This is a genomic window from Peribacillus sp. CSMR9 (assembly GCF_033141925.1).
GTDB lineage: Bacteria > Bacillota > Bacilli > Bacillales > DSM-1321 > Peribacillus > Peribacillus simplex_A.
Genome location: NZ_JAOPHO010000221.1, coordinates 1 through 701, shown reverse-complemented (window position 1 = coordinate 701; position 701 = coordinate 1). Strand labels below are relative to the sequence as shown.

Here is a 701-nt window from a genome sequence, read left to right as displayed (position 1 = left end):
TTAGCCAGTAGAACCTTCGGGTTCTTCTTTGACTTCGTGAAACTAAAACCGAGAAACGTTCTGTTCCAAGGGCGATCATACTTCGACTTCTCGTAGTTGACCTTTAGCTTCAGTTTATTTTCAATGAAGCTTGAGATATTTCCCATTGCACGTTTGGCGGCTTTTCGTGTCTTCACAAAGATAGTACTGTCATCCGCATACCTTACGAATCGAAGATTGCGTTTCTCTAGTTCTTTATCTAAATCGTCTAACATGATATTAGATAATAAAGGACTTAACGGACCTCCTTGCGGAGTTCCCTCCTCACTTTTATGAAAAAGTCCGCCTATCATAATGCCTGCTTGAAGGAATTTACGAATCAGTTTGAGAACTCGTTTATCTTCAATTTTCCGCTCTAACATTCCCATGAGCTTGTCATGATTCACTTTATCGAAGAACTTCTCCAAGTCCATATCCACTACCCATGTATAACCTTCGGTTATATAGGACTTTGCCTTTCGAACCGCCTGGTGCCCTTGTTTGTTAGGGCGAAATCCATAGCTATTCTCCGAAAAGGTTGAGTCATATATCTTGGTCAATATTTGGGCAATGGCTTGTTGAATGAAACGGTCTAGAACGGTTGGAATACCCAATAGCCGAACTCCGCCGTTTGGTTTCGGGATTTCGATACGACGGACGGGTTGCGGTTGATAGGTACCCTG

The 701-nt window shown here is 42.5% G+C and carries 1 protein-coding gene; it reads right to left on the bottom strand.

Translation table 11 applies throughout. The features are described from left to right. Positions 1 to 701: group II intron reverse transcriptase/maturase (gene ltrA, locus N9I19_RS25000; RefSeq protein WP_317779372.1), on the bottom strand; the 701-nt coding region annotated here is incomplete at both ends.